This window comes from Streptomyces sp. SID3343 (genome assembly GCF_009865215.1).
Classification (GTDB): Bacteria; Actinomycetota; Actinomycetes; order Streptomycetales; family Streptomycetaceae; genus Embleya.
The window spans coordinates 1-4,199 of sequence record NZ_WWJX01000353.1; the positions used below are offsets into that span (position 1 = coordinate 1).

2 protein-coding genes and 1 pseudogene are annotated in these 4,199 nt (G+C 67.9%); 2 read left to right on the plus strand and 1 reads right to left on the minus strand.

Features of this window, described 5'->3' with window-relative positions:
- Positions 1-179: pseudogene (locus tag GT354_RS53830) on the minus strand (IS5/IS1182 family transposase); the annotation flags it as partial.
- Between the two features lie 307 nt (positions 180-486).
- Here GT354_RS53830 and GT354_RS12050 point away from each other — a divergent pair.
- On the plus strand, positions 487-1,590 hold the full coding sequence (locus tag GT354_RS12050) for a polyprenyl synthetase family protein (protein WP_346011993.1): 1,104 nt from the start codon (positions 487-489) through the stop codon (positions 1,588-1,590).
- A 616-nt stretch (positions 1,591-2,206) separates the two neighbouring features.
- Positions 2,207-4,120 carry a hypothetical protein gene (locus GT354_RS12055; RefSeq protein ID WP_161356294.1) on the plus strand — a complete coding sequence of 638 codons (1,914 nt, stop codon included), beginning with the start codon at positions 2,207-2,209 and terminating at the stop codon, positions 4,118-4,120.
- Positions 4,121-4,199: the final 79 nt, after the last annotated feature.

Consider the following 4,199-nt stretch of genomic DNA (forward strand, 5'->3'; position numbering starts at 1 on the left):
AGTGTGGCGGCGAGGGTGAGGAAGGCCGGGGAGAGGTCGGCGCGGCGTTCGTGGCATGGGGGAAGTCGTCGGTAGCCGCCGAACCAGGAGAGGGTGCGTTCGGTCTTCCGTCGTTGGCGCCCCAGGCGTGCGCTCGAGTCGACGCCCTTGCGGGCGATGCGCATTCTGATGCGACGGCCCCGTACTCATCCGGGAAACAGCCCCGCGTGGATGTCCACCGGTCCCGATTCAGTCGCTCGCGAGCGTCCGGCGTTCGGTCATCTCCCGGTGCGCCGGCGAGGGTCGGTGATTCGTCGTCCCGTGCCGACGAACCTGAACGCCTGTGACGTCGGCCCTCGGGGCGTCGGCGTCCCGTTCAACGCGTTCACGCCTTGCTCGTGGAATGCGGGCACGGTCGGCGCGTGGTCGGGAAGGCACCGGCACATACCCCGGTCCGTCCGGCGGGCCGGGGCCGAGCGCGAAGCCCTTCGAGAAAGGCGATCGACCGTGACCGCTTCACCCGTCTCCCCACTCCGCACTCCGACACCCGACCCGGCGAGCGTGCGCCACGCGGTCGAGGACATTCTCGACGACTTCCTCGCGACCAAGGCCCGCGCGGCCGACGACGCCGGACTGCCCGGCGAGATCGCCGAGGTGCTGCGCGGGTTCGTCCTGTCCGGAGGCAAGCGCCTGCGGCCGGTGCTGTGCGCGCTCGGCTGGCACGCCGCCGACGCGCACACCGACACACCGCCACCCCCGGTCCTCAAGGCGGCGGCATCCCTGGAGTTGTTCCACGCGTTCGCGCTCGTCCACGACGACCTCATCGACCGCTCCGACACCCGACGCGGCCGACCCACCATGCACCGCACCCTTGCCGCCCGCCACCGCCTCGCCCGAGGCCCGGCCGAGGCGGAACGCCTGGGCACCGACACCGCGATCCTGGTCGGCGACCTCGCCCTGGCCTGGTCCGACGAACTCCTGCACACCGCCGGTCTCGCCCCCGCCCGACTCGACGCCGCCCTGGCCGTGGTCGACCGCATGCGCACCGAGGTCATGTACGGCCAATACCTCGACGTGGCGGCCACCGGCACACCCACCGACGACGTCGAGGCCGCGCTGCGCGTCGCCCGCTACAAGACCGCCCGCTACACGATCGAACGCCCCCTGCACCTGGGCGCCGCCCTCGCCCCCGCCCCGCCCCCGGGCCTGACCGAGGCCCTGACCGCCTACGCCCTGCCCGTCGGCGAGGCCTTCCAACTGCGCGACGACCTCCTGGGCGTCTACGGCACCCCCGACCTCACCGGCAAGAGCGCCCTGGAGGACCTCCGCGAAGGCAAGGCCACCGTCCTGGTCGCCCTCGCCCTGCGCCGCGCCACACCCCGCAGCCGCGCCGTCCTGCGTTCCCTGCTCGCCGACCCCGACCTGAACGAGGACGGCGCCGCCACCGTCCGCGCCGTCTTCGACCTCACCGGCGCCCACCGCACCGTCGAGGACATGATCGACACCCGCCGCCGCGACGCCGTCCGCGCGGTGGAATCCGGCCCCTTCACCCCACCCGTCGCCGCCACGCTGCGCGACCTCGCAGAGCAAGCCACCCGACGCGACATCTGACCCCGCCCGAGACGCCCCGCCCGGTCCCGAGCGCACGACACCCCCGTTGCGCACTCGTCGTCCCAGGAGGACCAACCGCCATGACCGCGACGCGCACACCGCCCATCACCTCGCCCCGGCCCGTGGGCGTCCCACCGCGACGACCACGACGACCGCCGACGCGCCTTCCTCCGCCCCCCGCGCGACCCGCCCCGACGGCCACGGCACCCACCGGCCACAGCACAAGGCACCGGAACCGCCCGGCGCAGCGGAAGTATGCGTTTCGCGACGGACCCCGGACGCTCCGGCCCGGCACGTCCGCACCCCGGGCGAACCGGTGGCGGACCTTTCCGCGCGACAGAGGCGCCGCAGTGCTGATCCGCCGCGGACCCCAACCCTCCGCCTTCGCCGCGCCCATCCCCGCGTCCATCACCGGATCGGTCACCCCGTCCGGCGCCCGACGCAGCGCCACCACCGACGTCAACCGGAGCGCGGGGCCCACACTCCCGGGTCCGCGCGGAACCCTGCCACGTCCGCCTCGGGGAAACCGATCCTCGGATCGTCACTCCCCGCACCGAACGGCCTGCGTGCGCTACACGAGAAAGTTCCACGGACACACCTGAAGGAGTGGCGTCATATGAACGCGTTCGCCAACGTGTGGAGTGCTGAATCATGTGGCCTCATCGAGGCCGACGGCATCTGTGCTGCTCAATTGGCTGATATTCGAATGAACCCGGAAGGGAAGGATGCGATCCGGGCTGGATGCGAGGAGATGTCGAACTCTGCCGATGCGACCACGTACATGATTGCGGAGCCGTCGTACACTCCGCACGTGTCCGGGAAAGTGAGGCGCTATCGTCAAGGGGACGACATGGGCTGGAAGGTCATCCGGGCCGCACATTCGAGCGAGCTTCGAGAGTCCGTCGAATCAAGTCCCGTCGCTAAAACGGTGATCAATGTGATCTCCTTGGTGGGGCGCGAGCTGTGGGCAACGGAAGGAGCGCAGCGCAAGGGAATGGATTTACTCTCTGAAATCAGTCCAAAAAAAGGAGGGGAGGTTCGCAGGCTGCTGGACGAATACTTGGCACGAAATGCCGACTCGGCCGAATCGGCAGTACCGATGATCTTGCGTGATTTCTTTGCCAGTATCTACCGCTGGCAGGTCCCGCGAGTTCGTGACGGCCGGATGCTCGATCTCTGCGGGGCGACCCGTAACCTCACGATGGCCGTCGACTACCCCGGCGCCCCCGATGATTCGGCCGGGGGAGGTCATGATTCATATGTTGCAGCAGCGAGCGAAGGCCTCGCGTGTCTGGGAGGCAAAGCTGCCACACAGGCTCTGAAGGATTCGGCGGTGACGGACGCGGTCATCCTGATGAAGAACTCCATCACGGCGTCCTATCTGGAACGTTCAGGCCGGGACAAGGGTTACCGACCTGCTCCCGAGGCCGTCACGCCAGAAGAATACCTGGTGGCCCGTTGGTGGGACGGGGACATGGTCGGCTTCTACCGCCTGGCCATGGGCACGGCCGAGTACAGGCACCTCTCGGATGAACTCGGCTGTTTTCGGGCGATTCGGGAGTGCGGCCGGATGAGGCGTGTCGTCGAGAATCTCATTCGATACAATGACATCATCGACGTCATCTCCGACTATACAAGTCGAGAGGCATTCAACGAGATTCACGTGGCGCTGTCCGCAAAGGGGAGCGACAGTGTCGTCGGCTACGCCGATGCGCTGGCTGCCGTGACGGACCGCGTCATCGACTGCGACTGTCGAGAGGACGGTCACCAAGAAGCGGCGGAAATGGGCATGGGGGCCTGCCTGTGGTATCTGATAGTGCCTCGATATCGTGGAAGGGCCCAGATCGACTGCCTTTCGCGTGCGCCGCGAGACGATGTGAGGGCCGGCTTCGACTGGCTTCCCTGCGGCGAGAGACTGACCGCTGTTTCCTCTACCGCTCTGGCGGCCGGAAATACGCTGCACTCGCCCGAATGGGAGCCGCTGTGGTTCAGGGAGACCCAAGGGAACGGCGACAGGGGCGCCGATTCACGGACCGCCGTCGAGGATCTCGCAAGGAGGACGGCCCGGAGGATACGGCTACCCTGCGGAGGGGAGATCGATCCCGTGATCGAGACCCTCCAAGCCGAAGCGAAGGAGGTTCTCGAAGGGTGCGAGAGCCTTACCGACAAGGCACGTTTACGCGCCTTGTCGGAAAAATGGTGCAGATTGTTCGATATCGGAGTTCTCGATCCGGAGGGGAAGCCGATCCATTCTCGCGACTCCCAGGAGGAGTTGCGGAGCCTCATCCCTCGAATATGGAATCACGTCGTCGTCGGCTCTGAAGGACCGGCGACGAGCGACACGGACGAGGGCCTGTTCATCGACGTCGACCGGACAATCTCTCGTACCTACCAGGAACCCCGAGAGGTCGGCCTGACTCTCCGGCGTGCCTTCCTCGGCGTGACCACAAGCGCCGTGGAACTCAGTGGTCTAAACCCTTACGGCCGCCTGGTGGATGGCGTCGCCAGGTTCTGGGGACACCGCGAATGACGTACCCGGTGACCCCCGCGCACGCCGGAGCCGGCGTCGGCCGGACCCGCGAACAGGTGGGTCGTCGGCCGCGCGCCCT

Coding starts and splice junctions, on each gene's coding strand:
- GT354_RS12055 (WP_161356294.1), top strand. CDS start 2,207: ATGAACGCGTTCGCCAACGTGTGGAGTGCTGAATCATGTGGCCTCATC.